Here is a 26,052-nt window from a genome sequence, read left to right as displayed (position 1 = left end):
ATTGATTCCGTTTCGTTTTCTACATGCGGCGGATCTGCATGTTGATAGCCCCTTCCGCGGACTACAAGCTCTGCCGGATAAGCTGAAGGGAGAAGTTCAGGAATCAACGTTCGCTGCCTGGGACAATCTCGTACGGTTAGCAATTCGTGCGAAGGTAGACTTTGTTGTCATAAGCGGTGATTTATACGATGGCAGAGATCGCTCGCTTAAGGCGCAGTGGAGGCTTCAGCGGGGGATGGAGCAGCTTCAGGATAAGCAGATTCCCGTGTATATCATTCATGGGAATCACGATCCACTTCATCGCGAGGTGAAGTGGGAGTGGCCAAGCAATGTGACCGTTTTCCCTACGGATAAACCACAAGCCGTTATTGTTCCGAATAAGAATGCCTCGCCGGTAGCGGTTATATGCGGCATGTCTTATGCAGACATGGCAGTTTACGAGAATTTGGCAGCGATGTATCCCAGCCGTCCTGAAAGGAATGCTGTGCAAGCGGGGAAAGGCCTTTCCACGGATGAGGAATGTACGGTGCATGCAGATAGCGTAGAGGAGAGCACACATAGGAGTCAACAGACAGTTGCAGCTAATGAACTGTTCCGCATCGGTCTGCTTCATGGAACGGTTGATGGAAGTGTAGAACACGATCCCTACGCACCATGCTCCAAGAGAGAGCTTGTGGAAAAGGGATATGATTATTGGGCGCTAGGCCATATTCATAAGAGAGAAGTCCTGCACGAATCTCCTTATATTGTATATCCCGGCAATACACAAGGCAGGCATGTAAAAGAAACAGGTGCGAAAGGCTGCTACCTGGTTAATGTGAATGAGCTTGGTGATGTCAACCTGCAATTCGAAACATTGGACACGGTTCGCTGGCGTCAGGAGCAGATCGATGTTAGTGGGATAAGTTCACTTCAATCTATCATGCAGCTGCTTGATGAGAAGATGGCAGCTTGGAAAGGTGAAGAGGGGGAGCGATTAACGCTGATTCGTGTGGAACTGACCGGACGAACGCCCTTGTATGCCTCGCTGCAGCAGGAATCCTTCACCGAACAATGGAGGGAAGCATGGCAAGCACAAGAGCTTGACCATGCTTCTTATGAAGAGGTGTCAGGGATTCTGTGGCCAATCGCACTTCGCATCAGCTGTACACCTGATATTGATATTGAGGAGTGGGAGGCGACTGATACCTTCCCAGGAGACTTGATCCGAATAGCGAGTCAGGCACAACAGCATGATACAGCTAGAGAAGCGTTGATTCAGGAAGCATTGCAGACACTTCTGCAGCAGCCACGCTTGCGGAATTGGCTTGCCTCCCAATCCAGCGAGACACAGGAGGAATGGGTGCGAGAAGCGATGCTGTTAGCCGTTGAGTGGCTCCAGAGCGGGGTGAAGCGTCCATGAAAATATTACAGATTCACCTTATGGGGTATGGAGGATTCCGTGATGCGGTAATCCCGCTTGCGGAACGCGGTTCGAATATGGGGATTACGCTGCTCTATGGACCTAATGAGGCAGGGAAGAGTACGATTACCTATTTTATTCGGGACATGCTGTATGGATTGCCGAAGCGGAGAAGCAGTCATACCCGATATGTGCCGATCGAAGGGGCTATATATGGGGGACGGATGAGCGTGCTCGATCAAAGTGGTGCCGAATGGACGATTGAGCGGTGGGAGCGGGATGGTTCACTCCATACGAGTATCCGTAAGGTGTCTGCAACAGGAGTTCTGATAGATATCAGCCAATCTCAATTGGAGGATGAACTGTTAGGGGGATTGAATGCGGGACTCTTCTGCCGCTTATTTGGCATAACACTAGATGAGCTGCAGGAGCTGCAAACGCTGCAGGATGACGAGGTTGGGGCCTATTTATATGATACAGGGCTGTATGGCGGCAGAGGGATAACTGAGGCGGAGCGTTGGCTGCAGCAATCGATGGATGGACTGTTTCGGCCGAGGGGCCGCAATCAGTTGATCAACCAGACCCTTCATACGATGGACAAGCTAGAACGAGTTCAGCGAGAAGCGCATCGTCATGCGGGAAAGCTAAGTGAGTTAGAAGAGCAGTTGACTCGAATAGAGCTAGAACTGAATCAGTGTGTAGAGCAGCGAATTGTACAACGGGAGGAACTGGCTAAGGCTGAACGCGCAAGCGGTGTGGCCGATACGTGGATTCGCTATATAGCCGCCAAGCAAGAGCTGGATGAACAGCCGACAGATCTGTCAATAAGGCTGCCTGAGCTTGCTGCCCAGTGGCGGGAGCTTGATCGGAAGCTTGATGATACGGAAGCTGCTTGCAGAGGAATCGAAGAGAAGCGGCAAGCAGCAGCTGACCGTAAGAAAGGGAAGGAGCCGTTCAAACAGCTGCTAGATCTGGAGTCGGAGACACGCCGGCTTGCGCAGTTGACGGATACCGTCCAACATTGGCGAGAAGCAGCCGGAGAGGCTGAAGTGGAATGCAATGCTGCCGAAGCTGAATTATGGCGGCTCTCTCGTCAGACGGATTCATCATGGACACCGGAGATGCTGCTGGCGAGCAAGACTTCCTCCTACTTGGAGCAGGCACAGTTGGCAGAGAGACGTGCGGATTCGTGTCGTCTCGCAATCGCGCAATCAGAAGCCGGGATGGAACATGCAGTCCGTGAGGCAGAGCTTGCGACCAAAGAGTACGACGATGCCAAGATGCAGCTCAAACGCTGTGAGACGGCTGGAGTGAATGGCAGTGGCTTTGCCCCAAACGAGGGAAGCGCAGTAGATATCGCATGCGCAGAGCAATCATTAGCAGATGCGGTGCGGGTGTGGAATGCTTCAAGTGACGGCAAGGAGCATGTTCCTACACCGGAACGAGTACATAACGAATTCTATTCTCGAAGGAACCGCAATGCACCGCGTCCGCAGAAGTTTGCGCACTCCCGCATTATCTATGGATTTGGATTAGGTGTAGTGCTGCTGGCTGCCGGGCTCGGGTGGATGGCACAGCAATGGCTAATGGCTCTCGTCATTGCCTTGGTAGGCCTAGCAGCTACCGCTGTAATGGCATATGTATCTTCACAATCTCCACCGCATTCTTCAGACAAAGCGGATGTGATGGCGCGTAGCGAGAGTGCGCAAGATGGATTGGAACATGCAATCCGTGTGCATGCTGAGGCGCTCCGTCAATTATTGCAGCCCTATCTCTCTAGCACAGCACGCAGTATACCCGATGCTGGCATCGATGAACTAAGAAGGACTGCGCAAGAGGTTGGAGCCTGGCATCGTGAACGATTACATGTACAAGAACGCTGTCGTTCTCTGTATGAGACGGTGATTGTGACTGAACGACGCTGTCGACTGCTTACAGCGGAACTGGATGCTGCGCATAAGAAAGAAGAAGGGCGTCTACGCGATTGGCATGCATGGCTCGATCAAGAGAATCTTCCAGAACGACTCACCCCTGCGGGTGTAAAGGAACATTGCAGAAGGTGGGAACAAGCCGAAGAAGTGGAGCAGCAGCGTCATCGCGCGGCTGTGAAGCATGCGCGCCTGCTTGGCCAGCTGGAATTGTTCGAGCAGGATTGCAACAGCTTGCTGCATACCGCACAGCATCTGATCACAACTCGAGCTCAACAAGCGATGAAGGCGAATGACACTGGTTCGTGGAAAGAAGGAACTGAAGCTGTATTTCAATACGGAGTCGCTGCTCATGATGAGGGCGTGGAGCTTCTGACAGGATCAATGATAGGTGGATTATTCCGTCTGCTGGAGCGAATCGAGCGTGAACAGGCTATCGAGCAGGAATATCAGCAATTGTTGCTTCACAGCAGTTCCTTAGATGATGAGTGGAAGGAGAAGCACATTCATGCCAGTCAGATGCAGGAGACGATGAATAAGCTTCTTCTGGAAGCCGGTGTGAACACTGGTTTTGAATTGCTGCATTGTGCTGATGCGTACAACTATAAGCTTGAGCTGGAGCGGCAGGTTCGGGAGCTGGAAGCAGTGCTGTATCGCGGAGGAGAACGCACGGCATTTCGACCAATGGAGGAACTGCTGATTCAGTATGATGGACGTGAGCTCGAGCAGCGATGTATTTCCATCGCACGTCAAATGGAACAGCTGGATACACGGATTCGAGAGCTGGAAGGACGCAAGGGAAGATTGGAGCAGGAGCTGGAGAGGTTGAAGCAAGAGGTGGAGGGGGCTTCCCATCACCAGGAAATTGCGCTGCAGGAATCGAAGCTTGACGAGCAAGCGTCCCGTTATGCAATTCTGGCGCTTGCCAAGACACTCATGCTGCATACTCGCAGATTGTATGAGGAGGAGAAACAGCCTGCTGTACTGAAACGTGCTGCCCATTATATGGAGCAGATGAGTGCTGGGCGATATACTCGCGTGCTGATTCCCTTCGGTGAGAAGACGATCGCGCTGGCAAGGCCGGATGGTCAGGTAGTATGGAGTCACCATTTCAGTAGAGGAACTGCAGAGCAGGTATATCTGGCTATTCGATTTGCGCTTGCAGAAGCGCTAACGAACCGGGCATCCGTGCCATTTGTGCTGGATGATATTCTAGTCAACTTCGATCAGGAACGGCTAGGATTGGCAGCGAAGGCGCTTATTGCGCTCTCCGATTCGCATCATGTCATGATGACGACTTGCCATCCTCATGTCGTTGATTTGATAAAGCGTGAATTGCCGGAAGTGCGGTTGATTGAAATGCAACGATTGGCATATAGCTCTTAAGCATAGGCGCGGTTCCCTCCAGTAGAGGGACTGCGCCTTATTTGCACCTAGATATAAGGTTCACTGTTGTTAGCTCTCAGGCGGAGAAGTTGGATGCTTCTGACGTGCAGGCTGCAATGGCAGCGCTGCAGGAAATGGAGCGTCGGTCGGCGGACGATGAGTATGAGTCGGACGCTGTCCAGATGAACGAATTAGCAGGTATATCCATGCAAGGCTGAACACTCCAAATATTGGATACAAGTGAGATACCAGTGGCTTGAAGCCGAATTGACTGAACAGAAAGCAAAATAGCATGATCATGATAATAAGGAGCTTCGGATGAATTCCTGTACGTTGATGCATCTGCAGGGTAATCCCATACACATCGGCAACGTAGGTTGTAAAGATCTCGGAAAAAATAAGCATGACATAAATCAATTGAATGAATACGCCAAGTCCGGATGCAATATGGCCCATGGGAATATCGAATTGCGTAATACCGGGCATGTACACAGCCAACGCAAAATGTCCGGAAAGCAGCATTAATCCAATTAGTAAGCCTCCGATAATGCCCCCAAGTTGAATCACTCTTTTGTTCGGCATCGAAGCTCCAAGCGGGACGAGAACTGCTTGCGCCATTGCTAAATTAAAGGCGCCATACAAGAGCGGCGCACTCCATGCTGCATAGAAGGCCTTGTCTGTGCTCAGCGTTAGCGCTTGAGCAGCATTTGGCATTTGGATGGTATGAATGATGATGAACAAGGTAAACGTAAGCATTGTAGGTGCGACGATGGAGTTCAGCTTCAAGATGGCGCCCATGCCCCGGCTGACGAACCAATAGGAACTAACCAATGTAAGCAGCAGACCAATCTGGTAATTCAAATGCAAATACTCCACGAACACGGATCCTGCTCCTGCCAGCATTACACTATTGACGCAAATAATAATGACCATCGTGAATAGACTGACTGCTCCGCCAATCCGATCTCCGAACAGCATGCGATTAATGTCCTCATAGGATCGAGCCTTGATGTCATGAGACAGGAGCATCAGCTTCGTGCCCAGCCAGATGAACAGCACTGTCGACAATGCGATGGTAAAGGGAGCCCACCACCCATAAGCTGTGAAAAATTGCAATATTTCCTGTCCGGTCGCAAACCCTGCCCCCACGACGGTTCCAATATACGTGAATGCAATTTGCATAACTAACACTGCTTTTCTCAACGTTAAGACGCCTCCTTGCCAGCCAGGCTTGTACGCATTACTATAAAATATGAGCAAGTAGGTTCGGACATGACTGCATGGTTATGATAAAATAGATATCGAATTACGGGAGGGGGGCTTACGGTGCAGACAGTCATGTGGGCGCTGTCCAATTATGGATACATAGCTTTATTTATGTTGCTTGCGCTAGGCATCATCGGCATCCCTGTACCGGATGAGACGCTGATGGTCTTTGTAGGCAGCTTGACTGTAAATGGCCCATTTCAATACGCACCTGCCTTCGCTGTCTGTCTTGCGGGGAGTATGACCGGGATGTTCATCAGTTATATAGTCGGTCGTCGGGTGGGGAAGCCCTTGCTGGATCGGTACGGGAAGAAGTTGAAGTTGACGCCGAAGCGAGTTGAACGAACAGAGCGCTGGTTTCAGAAATATGGAAGTTGGAGTATTGTGTTCGGCTATTTCGTGCCGGGACTTCGTCATTTGACTTGTTATTTGGCGGGGATGTCCAGAATGAAATGGACAACTTATCTTTTTGCGGCTGGATCAGGTGCATTATTGTGGGTGGCTACATTTCTAACGATTGGACATATTGTGGGAAATCATTGGCGTGATGCGGTGCGATGGCTTCACTCGAAGGGGAACCCGATTCTGTTTGGTGGTCTTCTAGTGCTTGCGGTAGGAGGCACTATCACATACTTTATTATTCGTTATCGGATGCGAACCAATAAAACGCCTTGACTCCACGTGGAATCAAGGCGTTTTATTTATTATAGAGTCCATTATACGCGTTCGTTGGAAAATAGCTTAACTGCTTGGATCTTGTTTGTCGTCGGATCCAGATCAAGTCTCAACAAGCAGTTCTTTAATTCATAGCTCCACACATAATCTGTATCATGATCTGGACGTCCGAGCACCTTAGAGGCGGTAGCTTCACTGTCTCCAATTGTTAAGCCCTGGATTCCTGTCGAGGTATCCTCGCCAGATACTTCAACAAATATGATTCGCCCATCCTGCTTGCATCCGTAAGAGAAGCCTTCGTATTGATACACGTCAATTGGATCGGTATCATCCATGACATAATGCTCCTCAGGTTCTCCCCATAGCTCCTTAACTGCGGCATTGTTCGAAGCGAGCACAATGCCTTTCAATTGAGGGTGTGCACGATCAAAAGCTTGATCCGTATATGTAGAATCACCGTTATGAGAGGATTGGCTCTTTGGTGATGCAATTTCGGTTTTCTCGTTTTGTTTCCCTACAGGCTTGCGTTCATCTGGCTTCACCTGAGAATCTTTCTGGTGCGAATAAGGTGTATCCGTTTCAATTGGGGGGATGCTGTGCTCCTGTGAGGTGCATCCTTGAAGCAGCCACGTCATCATGACTGCGGCCAGTACAATGGTTATACTGCGTTGCCGAGTAGATCGCCACATCGTAAATCCTCCTCTACCGCCTCGCGACGGGCCTAGAACATATTACCCTATATACGGAATTTGAATCAATTGCCAATTTGGACGTTATGAACTAGTTATCAACAGTAAATAATAAAAAATAAGCAAAAATAACCCTCTTATATAGTTAGACGCTTCAAAGCTCCATTTAGTTTCAGTTGATGAAAAGAATTGTCTGCTTTTCTCCATTCACCACTTTGACATATAATAAAAGATAAGATGGTGAGAGGGGGCAACGCAGATGGTGGATGAACGAACGGCTCGCTTTTTGGAAGAAAAAGTGACGGAGGCTAAAAACCATTTTGAACGGGCACTAGCATGCAAACACACGGAATTCGATGATTTGTACCCGTATATGATCGAACACCCTCAATTTTTCTGGTACAAAAGGTATGTCGCTTGGTCAGAATTGCTGACGATCGTAAAGCTGTGCGATCAGCTGCAGGTGGGCTGGACAGGGAAATTTACCGCGCAACAAGTTGCGTATATTAACAAGCGTGTCATGTCTGCCAAGGTATTGGACTATTGGTTTGAAACGAACGATACGAAGGAACATGTGGGCTATTGAGATGAAGCATGCGTATGTGCGAGGCCTGCTATGATGGCAGGCCTTGCATGTTGTACATAGCGGAGGTGTGAAGTACACGATGATGGAGGAAGCGGAGCTTGATCGTTATCGAGTGGAAGGAACATTTGTCAGAGTCATTAGGGACATACTGGAGATGAATGATGTTCGAGGATTCGTGGTTGCATGGGATGATGAGTATGTCATGATTCGCAAGCGGAATCGGCGTGTTGTGAAGCTGAGTCGCAGCTATATGATTCAACCTGCAGATGAGCCAAGAACAGTCCCTGAGACTTGATCGGATAAACTGGAATACTGCAAGGCAGCGGGGAGGGAAACCTGCCAGCTGCCTTGCAGCAGAAATAAGAAGATATCCTTGCAAAAAGTTTATAAAAGTGTTGACGATCCTATAATGACGTGATATTATATTCCTTGTCGCCAGGAAAACAACTTAGCGACTCAATCGGAAGTAATTAAATATGCGGTCGTGGCGGAATTGGCAGACGCGCTAGATTCAGGTTCTAGTGTCAGCAATGACGTGGAGGTTCGAGTCCTCTTGGCCGCACCATATTTTAAAAGCCGGAAAGCCTTGCTACATAAGGCTTTTTTTGTTTTTCCGGGACTTTTAAATGGAGCGTACATTTAGCCTAAATTTTAATTGGGGACGGATTGGGGACGGAAATTTTCTTTCGCGGGATCTAGCTCATCAAATAAATTAGCTACTTCACGACTTAGTTTCTTTGTTACGTGGGCATAAATATCGGTAGTAGTTTGAGTTTGTTTATGTCCAACTCGTTCCTGTATCGATTTGATAGATGCTCCTTTTTCAATCAATACCGTAACAGATGTATGGCGGAGCTTATGCAGACTGTAATAGCTGAATTTATGCCGCTGGGTAAACATCTTCCACCATGCAGTAGGGTGGGTGTAATAAAAAGGTGTACCATAACCTGCGTGGAAGACATATTCACTTTCTTCAGCCTTCCATTTGTCTCCTGTCGCCTCTCTTTGAATTAACCACTCCTTTCTAAAGTCTTTGAATTCATCCATTAACCAGTTCGGCATATCGACATATCTCTCATCATCGTTTTTGGTACCCTTTTCGTAATTAACGCCCTTACGTTTAAGAGGGATGCTTTTTTCCACAAATATTTGTTTGCGGTTAAAATCAACGTGCGACCATCGTAGTGCTACCAACTCAGCGCGTCGCAATCCTCCGATTATTGCAGTTAACATCATGAGTCTCCAATGGACCGGTTCTTTATAGAGGGCATTTATTATTTTTGTTACTTCCTCAGACTCATAAAATTTTGCTTTTACCTTCTTTGCTTTTGGTCTATCTGTCTTCTCCAGGGGGTTATTTTTAATTAGCTCCCATTTTACTGCAATAGTAAATAAATTTTGCATCACGGCATAAATGTACTGTACGGTTCGATCACTTAGTTTTCCCTTACCATCCTTACGAGCGTCAGGTTTTCTCAAGTCTGCAATGAAATCAACAACGTGCAAGGTTTTAATTTCGGTCATTCTCTTATTGCCGAAGCGCGGTTCAATGTGATTTCTTATATGGTTGTAGTAGGCGTCTCTTGTGCTGGCTGCTAATTGGAATTCCGCGTACTTCTTTTTCCACAAGTTAATAAATTGTGAAAATATCATTTTGTCGGGTTTTATGTACTCACCAGACAATACTTCTTGTTTAAATAATGCAAGTTGATCGTCCAAATACTCGTTAAGTCTACGTGTTGAACGAAGGATTTTTTTGTCATCTACAGTGATTGATTTACGTTGGCGGTTACGTTTCCCATTTGGTAATGTACCTAGATCGACAGTTAAACGCCATGAATTTTCTCCTCGTTGTTCAATACTCCCCTTAGCCATTGTAATTATTCTCCTTTCTCAGAACGTATGTTCGGTTAATAGGTATATTTAAACAGCCTTTCGGCTGGAGAGCGCGAAGGTTCTTCAAAAAAAGGTATGTATGGGATTTCAGCTTTTAATAGAATCGCCTAGGTAGTTTTTTTAAGCGTGCTACTTCCTTAGGCACTCCGCATATGGCGGCGGCTTCATACAATGTACATCCATCCAGTAGTAAGTCATCTGGCAGAAGCATTTCAACCGCGAATCTGTTAGCCTCCCGTTCAATTCGATCAACAGAAAATAAGGTGTACTGCTTCATAAATGGTGTGCTTATTTTGGAATGCAGTATGCTATGTCCTAACTCATGGGCTACTACAAAACGCTGAACGTTTTTATCAAGAAACTGGTTTATATGAATCATGTGAATTCGCTTAAATGTATTGTAGTATCCGAAAACTTCCCCTAGATCCTCGTAAAAAACCAGTATGTCCCGGAGTGAAGCAATTTCAAATGGATCATTTGTTTTATGGATACTGGTTAACCGGGATACGGTGCGTTTTATGAAATCCATTCTGATCCCCCGATCACGCTTTTAATCCCGAAATTTTTTAGGCGTGAACTTTTTCTTTGCCATTTCTTTCGCTATTCTAAGTGAGTTTTCTACAGAAATTTGCATAAGTCTTTTTGTCTCTTCATCCATCGGTTCATTGTAAAATGTTAATGCTTCATTTGATTCAAGGTTCTGCATTATTTTTTCTAACTCTTTTGCAATATCTAATTCATCACTTGGTGAGAGAGCGTAGTAAGGGGGCTTATCCTCTTTAACTTGATGGTCGTCTTTTATATAGCCTGCTACACTCATCATTTCTTCATATGGAACCTTCAAAGCTTTGGATAACTTTTCAATTGTTTCAGGCTTTGGTGCATTTCTTGATCCCTTTTCTATGCGAGAAATTTGAGCATTACTAACCCCTGACATTGTAGCGAGCTGATTTACTCCAAGTTCACGTTCCTCTCTAAGTTTTCTGAGATATACCCCAAAGTCACTCACATTCATTCTCCTTTTCATTACCTCTTGGTAATTAATATAATCCAAAACAACCAAAAGGTAAAGGTATTAAAAGAAAAAGTGTTACCAAAAGGTAAAAGTTATCGATATCCCGTGAATTTGGCCGTATTAGCCCAAATTACGTAAAATATCAGGTTTTACCTTCTGGTATCAGTAGTTTACTATTAATACCATAAGGTAACAGAAAGGAGTTGATCCCATGCGAGTCGTTCTTAACAATCCTGTTGTTCAAGACTTGATGCTAAAAATGGGGTGGGAGGAGCAGGACTTAGCCGACCAGATCGGACTTACTAAGGTACAAGTCTACCGAGTAATACGCGGTCAGCGTTCTCCGGGAAATGAATTTATCGCTGGTCTAGTTAGTGCCTTCCCTGATGTTGAATTCAGACAACTATTTAAGGTTGTTTAGGAGGGGGATCTTTAGTATGACAGCACTAGAACAAGCTATCCGCTCTATTGTTGCTGAAGAAGTCGCGGTTGCTGAAAAACGTCTTCGGGAAGAACTGGGCTGCAAAGATCGGACACTGAGCATTCAAGAAGCCGCGATTTACATTAGTAGTGAAGAGGATCCTATCTCAGTTAAAACACTGTACGCCTTATGCGAGCGACAAGAAATTCCTCATCGACGCGTAGGCAGGCGGATATTTTTCAGCACCGATGCCCTTGATCGTTGGGGGAGGGAACAAGATCGTAAGACCTATAAAGGCTGGAGGGAGGAAACGGCATGAGTAAAGTTCTGGATCAAGTGTCTAGGGAAGTAATCGACTACTGTCCACCATGTAAATCAGAAATCATGTTCGGGCAGCGTGTCTGGAAAGTGGGGCGTGATTTATGTTGTTCTGTTCCCTGCATGATTCAGCAAGCGAAGGTGAAGTCAGTCATTGCTGGAAAGGAGAATTTGAATGCAGATTCCTGATAAGCTCCTGGATCATCTGGCTGACGTTTATTGTAAATCGGCAATCGATCCGGCGTACTATCCGTTCTGGGCTTGGGCGTCTGTCGAGGCTGAGAGGTTGGGTTTTAGATTCCAATAGGGAGGTGATAGAGAGGATGCCACAAGCGAAACGACTGAGTGTCTGTATGAACTTGCTTGTGTTGGCCATGTCGTCTGAATCGGTTCGAACGCGCCAAATGTACCGTAGGCAGTATCGAATGGTTGCAAGCAGGCTCAAAAACGAAAAACAACTCCAAGCGGGGTAGGAGCCGCGAGGAGCTGCAGAAATTTAGTCTGAATTCAAAGCAAGTTTATCACTAATTCATACCCAATTACAAGGAGGACTTATACATGCCAGTCATGATTCAAATAACGGGTGAAAATGCCGGTCAAGCCATTGAGGAATTTGCAGCACTGTCAACAGCATTCACAGGGGCGGTCAACACTGTAACTGCTGCTGCTCCTGTGCAAGAAGAAAAGCCGAAGCGCCAGCGCACCACTAAAACTGAGCCAAAGCCGGAAGCAACGAAGGAAACTGAATCGGTTGAAAAAACGAAAGACAAGTCGACTGCTGAGGTTACTGGTGAGGGCACTGGTGAGGATATACCGACCTTTGAAGATTTGCGTGCCGTAGGGAAGGAGAAGGGAGCGACGCCCGACGGCAAGGCGGCCATTAGGGCACTGTTAGACGAGTTTGAGAGCAAGTCTCTTTCCGAAGTACCGGAGGAGAAGCGAGTTGCGTTCCTAGAACGGTTGAAAGCTCTATGACACAGCCAGCACATGCAGAACGAGCTCACGCCTTATTGAGTGCATCCGGGGCAGATCGTTGGATAAACTGCCCGCCTAGCGCCCGACTCAGTGAGTACATCGCGGATAAGCGCAGCGAGTACGCAGACGAGGGAACAGCAGCGCACGAGCTTTCAGAACTCTTGCTCAGCCGCAGTATATTCCCTTGCAACTCTAAAAGACGGTCAGATCTTGCTACAGCCTTGCAGCTCTTCATGTCCACTAACCCGTACTACAACGCCGAGATGGAGAGCGCTGTCCAGCGGTACGTGGAGATTGTTGAGGAGAGATTCATGGAAGCCAAAGCCCGTAGTTCTGACGCATCCGTGATGCTGGAGGAACGTCTGGATTTTACGGAATGGGTACCAGAGGGCTACGGCACAGGAGACGTGGTTCTGATATCAGATGGAGTGCTGGAAATCATCGATCTCAAATATGGAAAAGGAGTTCCAGTCAGTGCGATTAACAACCCTCAGCTTCGTTTGTACGGCCTCGGAGCCTGGTCCGCTTATAACTGGATGTATGGCATACAAGAAGTGCGCATGACCATTGTACAGCCACGCCTTGATAGTGTCAGTACAGATATTGTAACCGTCGATGATCTGTTGCAGTGGGCTGAGAATGTGGTCAAGCCTGCAGCAGCGCTGGCCTTTGCTGGCGAGGGTGAGTTTAATCCGGGTAGTCATTGCCGCTGGTGTAAGGTGAAAGGCAATTGCCGTGCCCGTGCTGATCAGAACATGAAGGCGTTGGCGCATGAGTTCAAGGATCCGGCGTTGCTCTCACCGGAAGAAATCGGTGCGACTCTGATTATTGCTGAACAGCTGCAGGCTTGGGCAAAGGATATCACCGAGTACGCCTTTGAACAGGCCAAGAGCGGAAAGCGTATCCCTCATTGGAAGTTAGTCGAGGGGCGTTCTAATAGAATAATCACCGATAAGGACGCAGCGTGGTCTACTTTCAGAGCAGCAAAACTGGAATCAGACAAGTACCTTAAACCGCAGGAGCTTTACGGCATTGGTGAACTGGAGAAACGAATCGGAAAGAAAGACCTAGAGAAGCTTATCGGTGAGTTGATTATCAAGCCACCAGGCAAGCCGGTACTTGTTCCTGAAACTGATCCGCGGTCTGAGCTGAACAGCTTGGAGGATGAATTTTCTAGCGTGGAATTTGAGGTGTAGCTAATGGGTGAGATCGCAGATTATCACGTAGACATGATGTCTTCAGGCAAATGGCATGTAGGAAGTTATAAAACAACGAAAAGGGGAAATGTTCAAATGGCAATCGACAATCAAGCAACAAAGGTAATCACGGGAAAGGTACGTCTTTCTTATACTCACGTTTTTGAACCGCAATCCATTGATGGGGGCGATGAGAAGTACAGCACAGCCATTCTGATTCCAAAGAGCGACAAGGAGACTCTTCGCAAGATCAAAGCGGCTGTTGATGCAGCGAAGGAGCTCGGCAAGGGTAAATGGGGCGGAAAGGTTCCGGCCAACTGCAAGACACCGCTTCGTGATGGTGATGATGAGCGTCCAGATGATGAGGCTTATGCTGGTCACTATTTCTTGAATGCCACTTCGAAGAACAAGCCTGGTATCGCCAAGCCGATCGGTAAGGATAGCAATGGTAAAACCAAATTCCAAGAGATTACAGACACGACGGAGGTTTACAGCGGGTGCTATGCCAAAGTTTCGCTTAACTTCTATCCGTTCGATGCGAAGGGGAATCGCGGTGTAGCTGCTGGTCTTAATAATGTAGTCAAGGTTCAGGATGGGGACTTCCTGGGCGGCCGTAGTAGCTTGAACGATGACTTCAGCGACGAGGATTTCGACATTGATGTCGACGTTGACGATGAGGAAGATTTCTTGAACTAGCACATTCTTAGGGGGATTCAGCAATGAGTCCCCTTTCTCAATAATGTTATGGGAGATGAGAGAGTGACAGTTCTGCAGATTGACCTTGAGACATACAGCAGCATCGATTTGCTTAAATGTGGTGTTCACCGCTATGTAGAAGCACCTGACTTCGAGATTTTGCTGTTTGGTTTCGCCTTCGACGGTGATCCGGTTCAAGTCATTGACCTAACTGCATTCGAGGACATCCCGAGAGATGTCATAGATGCGCTTCGGATGGATGTAACAAAGACGGCATACAATGCAGCTTTTGAACGGACTTGCATAAGTAAGTATTTGAATATTGTGTGTAACCCAAAACACTGGAAATGTACATCCGTTCACGCGCTCACATTAGGGCTTCCTGGGTACCTAGAAGGCGTGGCAGATGTGCTGAAGTTAGAGGCAAAGAAGGACGCTAAGGGTAAGGCGCTGATTAAATACTTCTCTGTACCGTGTAAGCCTAGCAAAGTGAATGGGCAGAGGACTCGGAATCACCCTCACCACGATCTGGAGAAATGGCAGCAGTTCATAGACTATTGCCGTCAGGACGTGGTAGTAGAACGCGAGATTCGCCGTAAGTTGGAACGCTTCCCTGTTCCAGATCATGAGTGGCATCTATGGGCACTAGATCAGCAAATCAACGATCGTGGCGTTCGGTTGGATCCCGAGATGTTCAAAGCTGCTATCGATTGTGCTGAGCAGTACGGAGCCCGGCTACTACAGGAGGCCAAAGATCTGACTGAGCTTGATAACCCGAATAGTGATACCCAGCTCAAGGCTTGGCTTGCAAAACACGGCTTAGAGGCAGAGAGTCTTGCAAAGGAGCACATGCCTATGTTGCTGGACGCGGCACCGGACGACGACACACGCCGGGTGCTGGAGCTGCGTCAGGAGTTGGGTAAGACCAGCGTGGACAAATATAACGCCATGCACCGGTCAATGTGCGAGGACGAGAGAGCCAGAGGGCTGCTGCAGTTTTGCGGAGCTAACCGAACATGGCGCTGGGCTGGAAGGCTCATTCAGGTGCAGAACCTGCCAAGGAACGAGATTGAAGACCTGGAGCTGGCACGGGAGATATTACACCGCGGGGATTATGAGTTGCTTGAATTGCTGTACGGCGCGCCACCGTTTGTTCTGTCTCAGCTTATCCGGACTACATTTATCCCTTCACAAGGGCATCGGTTCGTTGTCAGCGACTTTGCAGCCATCGAGGCGCGCGTTGTGGCATGGCTCGCAGATGAACACTGGGTGCTCGATGTATTCCGCGGGCACGGCAAGATATATGAAGCAACGGCGGCGAACATGTTCGGAATACCTTTCGAGACTATTGTCAAAGGGCATGCAAACTATAGTTACCGCGCACCGGGTAAAGTAGCAGTTCTGGCTTGTGGCTACCAAGGTGGGCCAAATGCCATGGCAGCTATGGACAATAAAAAGGAGATTGACCCAGACGATTACCCACGCCTTGTTAAGCAATGGAGGGACGCAAACCCGAACATTCGCAAGCTTTGGTACAAAGCAGAGGAAGCAGCTATTACTGCTGTGAGAGAGAAAACAACCGTTAAGCTGGCGCACGGTGTGCAGTATCGATATGAAGCAGGTATGCTGTTTGCCGATCTTCCATCGGGGAGAAGTCTGGCGTATGTGAATCCACGAGTCAAGCCGGATCCGAACTTCAGCAAAGATGGAATCGTATTCGACGGGATGGATCAGCAAACGAAAAAATGGACATCACACCGTACATATGGCGGGCGACTGGTGGAGAACTTGGTTCAGGCGATAGCCAGGGACTGCTTGGCCGTCAGTATGGAGAGATTGGCCGCTGAAGGGTACCGCATCGTAATGCATGTTCATGACGAGGTTGTTCTGGATGTGCCGGTCGGTACAGGATCCGTGGAGCATGTGACAGAGATAATGGGGCGGCCGATTGAGTGGGCGCCAGGACTGCCGTTGAAGGCAGCAGGGTTTGAATGTGATTTCTATCAAAAAGACTAATTTCCGGAGGAGGAGCTGGAATGTTAGAACAAGCAAAAGCAAAGCTGCAGGCCGAAATGGCCGGAGCTAAAGATAACGATTATGTGCAGTTCGTAGGGCAATACCTGCTTAACCATATTGAGTCCAATCCTAAAGAGGCTGACAAGATTATGGTCAATGAAAAGACGATCGTAAAGAGTCTGGAAGCCATGCGAAAAGCTGCTGAGAAGAAGCGAAAAGGAAACGTGGCCATGCTGACACCGCAGGAAGGCTTCGCTGTTGTGTTCGAATATTACGGCATTAAGTCGGCGCCAGTAGCAGTTCCTACCAGCCAAGAGACTCCGACGGCCACAGTTAAAACAGTGGAACCACCTGCAGATGATTTCGATATCAATCTTGACGATCTGTTGAAGTAGGGAGGTTAAGACGTGACAAAGGACGATGCTAAGCTCGATAAATTCATGGCTCATTTTCCACAGCAGATTAGTTCCGAAATCGTTGACTACGCTACTAATGTAGTTTTGCTAAAGAGCAGGTACATCTTCGTAAAGCGCGTTAAGGGGATTCAATTCGGCTATTGTACGCATTGCAAAGAGAACTTTGTTACTCCTGAAATGCTTAAGCACAACGACAGTACGTCATGCCCAAAATGTAATTCTGAGTGTACGGTTAAAGCAAGTGGTATAAGCCGAAAGAGACTAGCGGATTTTGCATTCTTCATGTGGTACGAGAAATCTACCCAAAATCCGAAAGCGATTATAGCACGTGGTATGCACGTTTTACGTGATTATAGCGGAGATTACCAAGAAGTCGAAACTAAATACAGATGCAATCATATGTATTTGTTTGAACCGGGTAACAGTGAATTGTATGAGTGGGCATATGGCGGTTGGACGAAGAGAAAAAGTATTATTTCACAGTTTGAAACGTCGATGATTCGAACAGCTTGCTTCATCTCGCAAGAAAATATTAAGAGTGCTGTTAGCGGTACGCCATTTCAATATTCTACTTGGGAGAGGTATTTCGACAGAGGATATTATGCGCAGACGGATATGGTTAAATTCTTCGATCTAGCAGCTCGATATCCTTGCATTGAGTATCTCACCAAGCTAGGTATGCACGGATTTATTACGACGAAGTTGGACGGGGGACAGACATACGGGGCTGTAAATTGGCATGGGAAATCAATAGAAAAAGTGCTCAGACTCACAAAAGCAGAAGCAAAGGAATGGCTTCGGTTGTCTTACAAAGGGGACGCCGAGTCACTACACAGTTATCAGCATTTTAAAAAGCTCGGACTAGGTTTCTCGTTCGACCAGGCACGTGAACTTAGCCAGTTCTCAAGGGGAGCAGGTAGGTATAACCGTGAAAGGTTACAACCTCTTCTGAAACGCGGCTCGTTACAAAGGATATTGCGCTATTTTCTGAAGCAGCTAGATGCAAAGCGCTATTCTAGTGCATCTTACGTTTTTTCTGATTGGAAGGATTACCTCGGAGAATGCGAGGAGCTGGGAATGGATCTCTCAAGCGAGTCAGTGGTGTTCCCAAACGATTTACGTGTTGCACACCAGAAAACAATGCGAAGTATAAAAATCAAAAGAGATGAAGCAGTAAACACTCGAATCAAGCAGCTAGTCAAAAAGCTAGGTAGCAAGTATAGCTTTACTCATAATGGTTTGTTTGTTCGGCTTGCCGGGTCTAGCATTGAACTCTTCGACGAGGGGGAGGCGCTTAGCCACTGTGTAGGTCGTTATGCTGAATTGTATTCAAACGGAAAGACCACCTTGCTTGTCATCCGACGAGAATCGGAACCGGATACACCTTTCTACACGATGGAGGTAAATGACGGGAAGGTCTTACAGTGCCGCGGGTTAAAGAATTGTAGCATGACGCCGGAAGTGAAAGCCTTCGTTGAAAGATTCATCGATGAGAAGCTGACTAAGAAGAAGCGCATTAAGGCAATCCAGGGGGTAGCCGTATGACACAGGTATCGAGATCAGTTGATATTATCGCGGCCGAGATTCGTAGCATTGATGCTCAGGCCAGAGAAATGGTTTTGCGCAGCGCGATGGAAATTGGGAAGCGGCTCAAGGAAGTGAAGGAACTAGTTCCGCATGGTGAATGGGGAAGCTGGCTCAAAGAGAACGTCGAATACAGCCAATCTACCGCGAACAACTTTATGCGACTGGCTGACGAATACGGTTCAAATTCACAAGCGCTTGGCAATATGAGCTATACAAAGGCGCTGGCTCTTCTTGGTGTCCCGACAGAGGAACGGGAACAGTTTGCTGCCGAGAATGAGGATAAGTCAGCGCGTGAACTACAACAGGTGATTAAGGAGAAGAAGCAGCTAGAGAAGCAGCTGAAGGCAGCGGAGAAAGAGCGCGCCGCACTCCAGAAGCTCAATGAGCAGTTGGAAGAAGCGCAGGCGGACTTCGATGAAGAACAGGAACAGCGGCTTAAAGATGAGATACAAGAGTCACGGGAGCGGATAAAGCAGTTAGAAAGTGAACTTAAGGCAAAGCCGATTGATGTGGCAGTGGTTGAGAAAATACCTGAAGCAGTGGAAAAAGAACTCGAAGAGCTGCGGAAGAAAGCAGTGCAGCCAGGTAATGACTTGACTATTAAGTTCAAATATCAATTCGATTCCTTGGTGGTTTGCTTCAAGGATATTCTCTCGACTCTATCTGAAATGCAAGGTGATGCTGAGCTTCATGAAAAGTATAAAGGAGCTGTGCGAACAACTATCAACAAGATGAATGAGCGGCTATAGATGAGTGAGGTGTAAACATGGTTGAGCTTGACATTAGTTTCGGCAAGCATCGTGCCGACACGAACTGGAAACCTGAATATCTGACTTGGGACGAGTTCGTTGATCGGCTGCGTAAAGTACGCCGGACGAACGAAACCATGGAGCAGTACGAGAAGATGCACAGCGCAGGGAAAGGGAAAGTCAAGGACGGGCCCGCATTTGTCGGCGGGCTTGTACGGACTGGGCGGCGGAAGAAGGAGAACATTGACTCGAGGAGTTTGATTACACTTGACGCTGACTTTGCAGACGATGATTTCCTCTTCACCGTGGAGCTGGTACTGGGCGGCACAGCTTATGTCGTGTACTCGACGCATAGCCACCGCCCGGCTAAGCCTAAATATCGGCTTATTGTTCCGGCTGATCGGGCGATGAGCCCAGACGAGTACGCAGCTACAAGCCGAAAAGTGGCTGAGATGATCGGCATGGGTTACTTCGACAAAACGACTTTCGACGTCCATAGACTTATGTATTTACCAAGCTGCAGCAAGGACGCTGATCCCGTGTTCGAAGTTAACGAGGGCGAGTCTCTCGGAGTGGATAGCATCCTTGCCCAGTATGACGATTGGCAGGATGTCATGGCGTGGCCACGGCATAAAGACGAAAAGGCCGGGCCTGTGCTTACGGGGAAACGTGCTCAGGATCCACGGGAAAAGCAAGGCGTAATTGGGCTCTTCTGTCGTTCTTACACAATCGAGGAGGGCATCGACACTTTCCTTTCTGATATATACGTTACAGGAACAATGCCAAACCGCTACACATATCAACACGGCACATCGGCCAATGGACTAGAGATATACCCAGATCAGGATCTAGCATACTCTCACCAGGATTCGGATCCCGCAGCGGATGGGCGCACTTATAACCTATTTGATCTTATCCGTGTTCATAAATTCGGCCATCTCGACGAGCGAGTGAAAGATCATACGCCAGATGCTAAGAAGCCGAGTCACTTGGCCATGGAACGCTGGGCAGCTGATCGGCCAGAAGTAAAGAAGCTCAGTATCGCTGAACGGCATGCAGAATTTGCGGAGATGGCTGACGATTCCGATTTTGAAGATGAAGAGGAGCCGGAGGGCGATGATTGGGAAACGAAGCTTGACTGTCATCATAAGACGGGTTTACCGCTTCCGACTGCCGGCAATGTTGAAATCATTCTAACCCATGGCTTCTGGCGTAATGTGCTTGCTTATGACGCTTTTGGAAATACAGAAGTCATTCGTAAAGCATTACCTTGGAGAAAGCAGGAACGGCCGAATCGGTCATATGAACCTTGGTTGGGGGCTGACGACAAGCGGCTCCAGCATTGGTTCGCTAAAGTCTACGGAATTAACTCGGCCAAGACAATTCAGAACGCATTCACGGAGGTAGTGCATATGAATACCTTTCACCCAATCAAGACATTTGTTGAAAGTACGGAATGGGACGGTGTGCAGCGAGCTGAACGGCTATTCGTGACCTACTTGGGTGCATCTGATACCCATTACATTCGTCAGGCGACACGTAAGATGCTGCTGGCAGCTGTAGCGCGGCTCTATCACCCTGGCTGTAAGTTTGACCAGATGCTTGTGCTTGTTGGCCCACAAGGGGCAGGTAAGAGCTCACTACTTGCTAAGCTTGGCCGTGAGTGGTTCAGTGACTCACTGCGAACGTTCGAGAACAAGGAAGCAGGGGAACATCTTCAATCAGGATGGATTTTCGAGATTGGCGAATTGTCGGCCATGAAGCGGACGGAAGTCGAGGAGGTTAAGGCGTTTCTCTCGAAGACGGAAGACCGTTATCGGGTTGCCTATGATCGTCAGGTATCAGAGTTCCCACGGAAATGCGTGTTCTTCGGTACGACGAATACGAGGGGCTTCCTTCGAGATGCTACCGGAAACCGCCGTTTCTGGCCCGTGGAGGTTGTACCGGAACGGGCAGAGCTTAGCCACTGGGAGCACTTGAACGATGAAGAGGTGCGGCAAATCTGGGCGGAGGTTCTGAGCTGGTTCAAGGCGGGGGAACCTTTGGAACTGGATAGCGAAGCCCGCATGGAGGCGGAACGGCAGCAAGCAGCACATATGGAGTCGGATCCACGTGAAGGTCTTATCCAAGAATGGCTAGAAACTCCTGTTGAAGATGAATGGGCGGACGAGCCAGAGGGGCAGCTGCGCGACCGTGTGTGTGCAGCCCAGATATGGACGGAGTGCTTAGGGAATAAGAAAGGTACTATGCGGCCATGGGAAGCGAAAGAAGTGTGCGACATCTTGCGCCGCATTCCAGGGTGGCGGGAGCGGAAAGGGAGAGCGCGTGTTTCAGGTTATGGGCTTCAAACCGTGTTTGAAAGATGTATCAGTAACCCCGATCAGTAAATGATACATCACTGATACACTGATACAAAAAATGTAACAGTTGTATCAGTGATGTAACAGTAAAAAATAAATTGCTGATACGTTGTAAAGCCTTTAATACCAAGAGATTTGGGCGATTGTATCAGTTGTATCAGTAAATTCCTTTAGATTAGATAATAGATAGATTAAGTATACGTAGAGCGTAGTTAAACGCGAAAAAACGCAGTACGCGCGTGCGAGTGTTACTGCTGATACAGTAAGGAGATGAAAATTTTGAGAGAGTCCACACTGGAACGACAGTTGGTGAACGCAGTTACTAGGATCGGTGGACGAGCAGAGAAGTGGACTTGTCCGGGCAATAGCGGCGTACCAGATCGAATTGTAATTCTGCCGGGAGGTCGAGTGGCTTTCGTAGAGATGAAAGCCCCCGGTAAGCCATTACGTCCTTTACAACAAAAATGGGCGCGTACCCTTCAAGAGTTAGGTCACAAGGTTTATAAAATAGATTCGGTTGAGGGCATCAACAGATTTATAGCGGAGGTGATTCTAGATGAGATATAAGCCACACCAATATCAAGAGTATGCGACATCCCGAATCCTTGATACACCTTATATCGCATTGTTCCTAGAGATGGGTTTAGGGAAAACAGTATCGACTCTAACAGCAGTCGACCTGTTGTTGAATGACTACTTCGAAGCCACGAAGGTTCTAGTGATAGCGCCGTTGCGAGTAGCTGACGATACATGGGCACGGGAAATCAGCAAATGGGATCACCTGCAGCACCTTCGGATATCAAAAGTGTTGGGCAGTGCCACGGCACGACGGAAAGCACTGAGGGCTGAAGCTGATATCTACGTAATCAATCGTGAGAATGTGGAATGGCTGGTTGGAGAGTATGGCAGCAAGTGGCCTTTTGATACGGTTGTAATTGATGAGGTTAGTAGCTTCAAGAATCACCAGTCTAAACGGTTTCGGGCACTTCGCCGAGTTCGGCCAATGATGAAGCGTGTTATCGGCCTAACCGGGACGCCAGCACCGAACAGCCTTATGGATTTGTGGGCGCCCATCTATCTACTGGATCAAGGTGAGAGATTAGGTAAGACGATAACAGGCTATCGCGACCGTTACTTTACCCCAGGCGAGAGAAGCGGTCATGTCGTTTACAACTGGAAGCAAAAGAAAGAATCAGAAGAACGGATTTACGAAGCCATTAATGACTTAGCGGTTAGCATGAAAGCAGAGGATTGGCTTGACCTCCCAGAACGAATTGATCGGGCGGTTCCTGTAAAGATGTCGGAGAAAGCTAGGGATCTGTACGAGAAACTAGAGAAGGACTTGCTGCTGGAGTATATCGACGCCGACGTGGTAGCAAGTACGGCGGCAGTGCTTTCGAACAAGCTTCTGCAGATGGCTAGTGGAGCCGTCTATGATGAGAATCGAGGCGTCAAACTAATCCATGACGCGAAGCTGGACGCACTGGAGGACATCATCGAAGCGGCACAGAGCAAGCCTGTCATGGTGTTTTACAACTTCCAGCATAGCCTTTCACGGATCCAAGAGCGGTTCCCGCAAGCACGTGCCCTTCGAAAAGGGAAAGACGGGAACGAGGATATCAGGGCTTGGAACAATGATGAAATACCATTGCTGCTTCTACACCCTAAGTCAGCTGGCCACGGCCTCAACCTTCAGGAATCAAGCTGCCAGACCGTCGTATGGTATGACCAGATATGGAGCTTGGAGGAAGACCAGCAAGCAAACGCCCGCGTTCATAGGCAAGGGCAGACACGGCGTGTTGTCGTTATGCGATTGGTGGCCGAAGGGACGATGGACGAGGAAGCTGTCGCAGCCCTTGAACGAAAGGCAGACGGCCAGGAGGCACTAATGCAGGCGGTCAAAGCACGGATAAATAAAATCCAGAAAGGGTGAATTAGATGAGCCATATGCCTGTAGTCTATATTTCTGGTCCGATGACCGGATTACCAGAGTTCAACCACCCCGCATTTCACAGAGCTGCATCACAATTACGTGAACTCGGATATCATGTGCTTAACCCTGCGGATGTTGTTGTTGAACAGCAGGACTGGGTAACGTACATGCGGGCAGACATCAAGCTGCTTATGGGTGCTGACATGGTTGCGGTGTTACCTGGATGGTGGAAATCGAGAGGGGCAAGGCTTGAGGTTAGATTGGCGGAAGCACTTGAAATGAAAGTGATCACAATAGATAAGTTAATCGTTGGAGGTGAAACTGCATGATTCCAAATGCTAAGGAAATTGAGCAACGAGTGGTTGATAAACAAATTGCTTTTGAAGAGTCAGAAACGCTGGTGGATCTTAGATTTTGTTTCCTGATAAAGCCAGAAGCTGAAATGGCTCATGATGAATATGGGGACTCAGCAGAATGCTATACACAGATTAAGTTGGGAAATTGCAAAAAAGCACCAGAGACGCAGGATGACTACGATGCAATTCATAAGAAGCTGGCGGGCAACTTGGCCAAGCAGATTGGGTTAGACCCGGAATGGGTGGTACCAATCAGTGAAGAAGAATATGACGCTGAAATAGAGGGCGAAGAAGAGGATTACGAAGTGTAGAGGAGGTGGGAGCTGATGGCAAAGACAATAGAGCAAAAGGTAATTGAGCAGCTGGCAGGATATCGAGACATCATTGGCCGTCTCCGTGTCTTGGAAACGTACAGCGTAGGGAATGGCATTACGGTGTCCCGCTTGAACCAAGACGACCACCTGCAGGAGTTGCATGCAAAACTTCGACGTATGCCGAGCTACATGTACCTGTCAGCAAAGGAGCAGCGCCTGGAGGCGGCAGCGCATGCGTACCTGGAACGATATCCGACTGGCACCAAGGCGCAGCTGAAAGCCGTCCAAGCCTGTGAGCCGGTGGACGATGAGGACGGGACAATGCTAGAGGAGCTGCAGAGGAAGATTGTGAAGGTCATCGAGGCACGGACAGGCACACCGGTAGGCTTCGAAGCGATTCTGGCGCAGCTTGCTGAATATCAGGATCTGCTTGCTGAGAAGCAGCGGATTGATGACATACTGCAAATCATCAAAGAGCAAAAGCCAGAATATGAGGAACTGCTTCGCCTGAGCTTCATCGAAAGTTTACCTTGGGGGGAAGTGTTGCAGAGAATGCATCTAGCGAGAAGTGTGTACTACAGAATGCGACGTACTGCCTTAGCGCAATACGCAATCTTAGTTGGGTGGGAAAAAGTCGGGAAAAACGAGGGAAAAATACGGGAACATACGTGCTGAATTCCGTGTTAATATGGTAGTGTCAGAAGAATTATAAGTGTTGGTTCTTTCTCCTCTTCTCACATAGCCGTCTCCAAATGGAGGCGGCATTTTAGTTGCAGGATATGGCTTCCATTGTGTCGAAATATGATGATATGGAGGCGAGAGATATTATGACTAATGAAATCCAAACGATTACTAGTAAATATGAGTATGACAAGAGGTTAAGAAGATATTCTGATAAGCATTACTTTGGAGATGATAGCCACTACAGGAAAATAGTGAGTAAGAGAGACGTAGAGCTTTCGGAAAAACATATAACGACTATTCTGGACATGTACAAGAAGACTTTCCCACTTGTTAATGAAGACCTGACGGAGCTTGAGAAAGCAGTCGGAATATACGAGATATCAGTCAGGAGAGTTATAAATCTGTATGGTCGCTTTGATTTCGATTACTCTCCAGATGAACTTAACGAGTTAATAAATAAGGTTTTTTACTACCACGACCAAGTACAAGCATTTCTCCATCGAAAATTGATGCAGGATTAAGCACCCAAATACGGGTGCTTTTTTCTTTATCCAAAATCCCAAGCGCTTGCGAATTTGAGGTGATTACTATAGCTAACAAGATAGCAAAGCTGCAGCCGCCTGAGCGAAAACCACAGCAGCCTGATAAATATATCGGCTGTAGATGGGGACGATGGGAAGGCACGAAGCAATACTATATGTTCCCTAGATGCCTTAAAATAAGACTGAAGTTCTAGGAGGAATTATCTACCTGGTGTCGAAAGGTATATTATGACAAGGAGGGGATACCTAGTGGATAATAAATTGGCTAAAGGTATATTTGAATGGAAATCTATTTTAAAAGAAAATCTTAAGCATGATGAAGAACGAGTAGAAAATAAGCAGTCTGAACTCCGTCTAATGTGTGTCCAGTTTGAAATATTCAAGGACGCACATGATGAATTACCAGAAGCGGAGCGTTCTAGATTCTACAAAACCTACATTGAATCAATGGAACGGTCAATTGAGAGAACTGAGAACGAATTTAATGAACTGAAAAAGGAACATAGACTTCTCTCAAACAGCATTAATGCCGTTCTTGAATCTATAGAGTCAAAGTATCCTAATTTGGATATTTCAGACCCTTTTGAGGAGAAACCTCTCGACACATCAAGTGTTATTCTGTAAAAACAAAGCCGCTAGTGATTAG

The 26,052-nt window shown here is 47.7% G+C and carries 30 protein-coding genes and 1 tRNA gene; 26 read left to right on the top strand and 5 right to left on the bottom strand.

Annotated features, from left to right (window positions below; all coding sequences use genetic code 11):
- Nucleotide 1: 1 nt before the first annotated feature.
- Both PBN151_RS15575 and PBN151_RS15570 read left to right on the top strand, forming a co-directional pair.
- Complete coding sequence (locus tag PBN151_RS15575; protein WP_072729738.1) at nucleotides 2-1,402, top strand: metallophosphoesterase family protein; 1,401 nt, start codon at nucleotides 2-4, stop codon at nucleotides 1,400-1,402.
- Nucleotides 1,399-4,716 carry an AAA family ATPase gene (locus PBN151_RS15570; RefSeq protein ID WP_072729737.1) on the top strand — a complete coding sequence of 1,106 codons (3,318 nt, stop codon included), beginning with the start codon at nucleotides 1,399-1,401 and terminating at the stop codon, nucleotides 4,714-4,716. The genes PBN151_RS15575 and PBN151_RS15570 overlap by 4 nt, the downstream gene beginning before the upstream one ends.
- A gap of 69 nt (nucleotides 4,717-4,785) precedes the next feature.
- On the opposite strand, the gene PBN151_RS15565 is transcribed toward PBN151_RS15570, so the two are convergent.
- On the bottom strand, nucleotides 4,786-5,919 hold the full coding sequence (locus tag PBN151_RS15565) for a YkvI family membrane protein (protein ID WP_227774713.1): 1,134 nt from the start codon (nucleotides 5,917-5,919) through the stop codon (nucleotides 4,786-4,788).
- A gap of 123 nt (nucleotides 5,920-6,042) precedes the next feature.
- Here PBN151_RS15565 and PBN151_RS15560 point away from each other — a divergent pair, with 123 nt between their 5' ends.
- Nucleotides 6,043-6,657: a DedA family protein gene (locus PBN151_RS15560; protein WP_139295356.1), complete on the top strand. Its 615-nt coding sequence runs from the start codon at nucleotides 6,043-6,045 to the stop codon at nucleotides 6,655-6,657.
- A 41-nt stretch (nucleotides 6,658-6,698) separates the two neighbouring features.
- On the opposite strand, the gene PBN151_RS15555 is transcribed toward PBN151_RS15560, so the two are convergent.
- The gene (locus PBN151_RS15555) at nucleotides 6,699-7,346 is read right to left on the bottom strand and encodes a DNA uptake lipoprotein (protein WP_072729736.1); all 648 of its coding nucleotides are present in this window, start codon (nucleotides 7,344-7,346) and stop codon (nucleotides 6,699-6,701) included.
- Between the two features lie 259 nt (nucleotides 7,347-7,605).
- Here PBN151_RS15555 and PBN151_RS15550 point away from each other — a divergent pair, with 259 nt between their 5' ends.
- The 3 genes from PBN151_RS15550 to PBN151_RS15540 all read left to right on the top strand — a co-directional run bounded on the left by PBN151_RS15550 (nucleotide 7,606) and on the right by PBN151_RS15540 (nucleotide 8,497).
- Complete coding sequence (locus PBN151_RS15550) at nucleotides 7,606-7,932, top strand: hypothetical protein (protein WP_072729735.1); 327 nt, start codon at nucleotides 7,606-7,608, stop codon at nucleotides 7,930-7,932.
- Nucleotides 7,933-8,011: 79 nt separating this feature from the next.
- Nucleotides 8,012-8,227, top strand: coding sequence for a hypothetical protein (locus PBN151_RS15545; protein ID WP_072729734.1), 216 nt, complete (start codon nucleotides 8,012-8,014; stop codon nucleotides 8,225-8,227).
- A 183-nt stretch (nucleotides 8,228-8,410) separates the two neighbouring features.
- Nucleotides 8,411-8,497 (top strand) — tRNA-Leu (locus PBN151_RS15540).
- Between the two features lie 86 nt (nucleotides 8,498-8,583).
- Here the strand turns inward: PBN151_RS15540 and PBN151_RS15535 are convergent.
- The 3 genes from PBN151_RS15535 to PBN151_RS32440 form a co-directional block, all read right to left on the bottom strand.
- The gene (locus PBN151_RS15535) at nucleotides 8,584-9,807 is read right to left on the bottom strand and encodes a tyrosine-type recombinase/integrase (protein ID WP_072729733.1); all 1,224 of its coding nucleotides are present in this window, start codon (nucleotides 9,805-9,807) and stop codon (nucleotides 8,584-8,586) included.
- Between the two features lie 115 nt (nucleotides 9,808-9,922).
- Nucleotides 9,923-10,357 (bottom strand): ImmA/IrrE family metallo-endopeptidase, encoded by a 435-nt coding sequence (locus PBN151_RS15530; protein WP_072729732.1) that lies wholly within the window; start codon nucleotides 10,355-10,357, stop codon nucleotides 9,923-9,925.
- Between the two features lie 21 nt (nucleotides 10,358-10,378).
- A complete protein-coding gene (locus PBN151_RS32440) occupies nucleotides 10,379-10,843 on the bottom strand; it encodes a helix-turn-helix domain-containing protein (RefSeq protein ID WP_072729731.1) in 465 nt (154 codons plus the stop codon).
- 211 nt (nucleotides 10,844-11,054) lie between these two features.
- On the opposite strand from PBN151_RS32440, the gene PBN151_RS15520 reads away from it, so the two are divergent.
- From PBN151_RS15520 to PBN151_RS15435, 20 genes are all read left to right on the top strand, one after another.
- Nucleotides 11,055-11,264, top strand: coding sequence for a helix-turn-helix domain-containing protein (locus PBN151_RS15520; protein ID WP_072729730.1), 210 nt, complete (start codon nucleotides 11,055-11,057; stop codon nucleotides 11,262-11,264).
- Nucleotides 11,265-11,280: 16 nt separating this feature from the next.
- The gene (locus PBN151_RS30475; protein ID WP_139295355.1) at nucleotides 11,281-11,583 is read left to right on the top strand and encodes a helix-turn-helix domain-containing protein; all 303 of its coding nucleotides are present in this window, start codon (nucleotides 11,281-11,283) and stop codon (nucleotides 11,581-11,583) included.
- Nucleotides 11,580-11,771: a hypothetical protein gene (locus PBN151_RS15510; protein WP_072729729.1), complete on the top strand. Its 192-nt coding sequence runs from the start codon at nucleotides 11,580-11,582 to the stop codon at nucleotides 11,769-11,771. Before PBN151_RS30475 ends, PBN151_RS15510 begins: the two co-directional genes overlap by 4 nt.
- Complete coding sequence (locus PBN151_RS32300) at nucleotides 11,758-11,889, top strand: hypothetical protein (protein ID WP_265332100.1); 132 nt, start codon at nucleotides 11,758-11,760, stop codon at nucleotides 11,887-11,889. The genes PBN151_RS15510 and PBN151_RS32300 overlap by 14 nt, the downstream gene beginning before the upstream one ends.
- Nucleotides 11,890-11,905: 16 nt before the next feature.
- Complete coding sequence (locus PBN151_RS31330; protein WP_175560727.1) at nucleotides 11,906-12,055, top strand: hypothetical protein; 150 nt, start codon at nucleotides 11,906-11,908, stop codon at nucleotides 12,053-12,055.
- An 85-nt stretch (nucleotides 12,056-12,140) separates the two neighbouring features.
- Nucleotides 12,141-12,557 (top strand): hypothetical protein, encoded by a 417-nt coding sequence (locus PBN151_RS15505; protein ID WP_072729728.1) that lies wholly within the window; start codon nucleotides 12,141-12,143, stop codon nucleotides 12,555-12,557.
- Nucleotides 12,554-13,753, top strand: a complete 1,200-nt coding sequence (locus tag PBN151_RS15500) for a DUF2800 domain-containing protein (RefSeq protein ID WP_072729727.1) — start codon at nucleotides 12,554-12,556, stop codon at nucleotides 13,751-13,753. The genes PBN151_RS15505 and PBN151_RS15500 overlap by 4 nt, the downstream gene beginning before the upstream one ends.
- 96 nt (nucleotides 13,754-13,849) lie before the next feature.
- Nucleotides 13,850-14,449 carry a DUF2815 family protein gene (locus tag PBN151_RS15495; RefSeq protein ID WP_072729824.1) on the top strand — a complete coding sequence of 200 codons (600 nt, stop codon included), beginning with the start codon at nucleotides 13,850-13,852 and terminating at the stop codon, nucleotides 14,447-14,449.
- 63 nt (nucleotides 14,450-14,512) lie between these two features.
- Nucleotides 14,513-16,465, top strand: coding sequence for a DNA polymerase (locus tag PBN151_RS15490; RefSeq protein WP_072729823.1), 1,953 nt, complete (start codon nucleotides 14,513-14,515; stop codon nucleotides 16,463-16,465).
- A gap of 20 nt (nucleotides 16,466-16,485) precedes the next feature.
- Entirely contained in the window at nucleotides 16,486-16,860 is a 375-nt protein-coding gene (locus tag PBN151_RS15485) for a hypothetical protein (RefSeq protein ID WP_072729726.1), read from the top strand.
- 12 nt (nucleotides 16,861-16,872) lie between these two features.
- The gene (locus PBN151_RS15480) at nucleotides 16,873-18,426 is read left to right on the top strand and encodes a PcfJ domain-containing protein (RefSeq protein ID WP_072729725.1); all 1,554 of its coding nucleotides are present in this window, start codon (nucleotides 16,873-16,875) and stop codon (nucleotides 18,424-18,426) included.
- On the top strand, nucleotides 18,423-19,217 hold the full coding sequence (locus tag PBN151_RS15475) for a DUF3102 domain-containing protein (RefSeq protein ID WP_072729724.1): 795 nt from the start codon (nucleotides 18,423-18,425) through the stop codon (nucleotides 19,215-19,217). The genes PBN151_RS15480 and PBN151_RS15475 overlap by 4 nt, the downstream gene beginning before the upstream one ends.
- A 17-nt stretch (nucleotides 19,218-19,234) precedes the next feature.
- The gene (locus PBN151_RS15470) at nucleotides 19,235-21,604 is read left to right on the top strand and encodes a virulence-associated E family protein (RefSeq protein ID WP_072729723.1); all 2,370 of its coding nucleotides are present in this window, start codon (nucleotides 19,235-19,237) and stop codon (nucleotides 21,602-21,604) included.
- 252 nt (nucleotides 21,605-21,856) lie between these two features.
- Nucleotides 21,857-22,144, top strand: coding sequence for a VRR-NUC domain-containing protein (locus PBN151_RS15465; protein WP_072729722.1), 288 nt, complete (start codon nucleotides 21,857-21,859; stop codon nucleotides 22,142-22,144).
- Nucleotides 22,134-23,510 carry a DEAD/DEAH box helicase gene (locus tag PBN151_RS15460; RefSeq protein ID WP_072729721.1) on the top strand — a complete coding sequence of 459 codons (1,377 nt, stop codon included), beginning with the start codon at nucleotides 22,134-22,136 and terminating at the stop codon, nucleotides 23,508-23,510. Before PBN151_RS15465 ends, PBN151_RS15460 begins: the two co-directional genes overlap by 11 nt.
- Nucleotides 23,511-23,515: 5 nt before the next feature.
- A complete protein-coding gene (locus tag PBN151_RS15455; RefSeq protein ID WP_072729720.1) occupies nucleotides 23,516-23,839 on the top strand; it encodes a DUF4406 domain-containing protein in 324 nt (107 codons plus the stop codon).
- Nucleotides 23,836-24,177 carry a hypothetical protein gene (locus PBN151_RS15450; RefSeq protein WP_072729719.1) on the top strand — a complete coding sequence of 114 codons (342 nt, stop codon included), beginning with the start codon at nucleotides 23,836-23,838 and terminating at the stop codon, nucleotides 24,175-24,177. The genes PBN151_RS15455 and PBN151_RS15450 overlap by 4 nt, the downstream gene beginning before the upstream one ends.
- 15 nt (nucleotides 24,178-24,192) lie before the next feature.
- On the top strand, nucleotides 24,193-24,855 hold the full coding sequence (locus tag PBN151_RS15445) for an RNA polymerase subunit sigma-24 (RefSeq protein ID WP_072729718.1): 663 nt from the start codon (nucleotides 24,193-24,195) through the stop codon (nucleotides 24,853-24,855).
- A 95-nt stretch (nucleotides 24,856-24,950) separates the two neighbouring features.
- Nucleotides 24,951-25,385 carry a hypothetical protein gene (locus PBN151_RS15440; RefSeq protein WP_072729717.1) on the top strand — a complete coding sequence of 145 codons (435 nt, stop codon included), beginning with the start codon at nucleotides 24,951-24,953 and terminating at the stop codon, nucleotides 25,383-25,385.
- A gap of 270 nt (nucleotides 25,386-25,655) precedes the next feature.
- Nucleotides 25,656-26,030 carry a hypothetical protein gene (locus PBN151_RS15435; RefSeq protein ID WP_072729716.1) on the top strand — a complete coding sequence of 125 codons (375 nt, stop codon included), beginning with the start codon at nucleotides 25,656-25,658 and terminating at the stop codon, nucleotides 26,028-26,030.
- Nucleotides 26,031-26,052 lie beyond the last annotated feature (22 nt).

The organism is Paenibacillus sp. NAIST15-1 (genome assembly GCF_001894745.1).
In the GTDB taxonomy this organism is placed as follows: Bacteria; Bacillota; Bacilli; order Paenibacillales; family Paenibacillaceae; genus Paenibacillus_B; species Paenibacillus_B suaedae.
This window is presented reverse-complemented; position numbering and strand designations above follow the sequence as displayed.